The organism is Alcanivorax sp. HI0044, assembly GCF_001634945.1.
Map to the genome: position 1 here is coordinate 1 of NZ_LWEZ01000877.1, position 494 is coordinate 494.

Below are 494 nucleotides of genomic sequence, written 5' to 3' on the forward strand. Positions count from 1 at the left end.
ACACCCGCGACCTGTCCGACCCGGAATTCACCACCGGCACCGTGGAAACCGACAAGGCCTTGCTGGAAAACCTGATCGCGTTCTACTGCGTACTGGAAGGCATCTTCTTCTACTGTGGCTTCACCCAGATCCTGTCCATGGGTCGGCGCAACAAGATGACCGGTGTCGCCGAGCAGTTCCAGTACATCCTGCGTGACGAATCCATGCACGTGAACTTCGGCGTAGATGTGATCAACCAGATCAAACTGGAAAATCCACACCTGTGGGATCAGGCCATGCGCGACAAAGCCACCCAGATGATTCTGGAAGGCACCGAGCTGGAAATCCAGTACGCCCGCGACACCATGCCACGCGGCGTACTCGGCATGAACGCCGCCATGATGGAAGAGTACCTGCAGTTCATCGCCAACCGCCGCCTGGCCCAGCTGGGCCTGCCGGAACAGTTCAAGGGCGTGAACAACCCCTTCCCGTGGATGAGCGAAATCATGGACCTG

At 58.3% G+C, this 494-nt stretch carries 1 protein-coding gene; it reads left to right on the plus strand.

What is annotated here, in order from left to right; genetic code table 11:
- On the plus strand, window positions 1–494 hold a 494-nt coding region (locus A3730_RS10460; RefSeq protein WP_197477425.1), incomplete at both ends, for a ribonucleotide-diphosphate reductase subunit beta.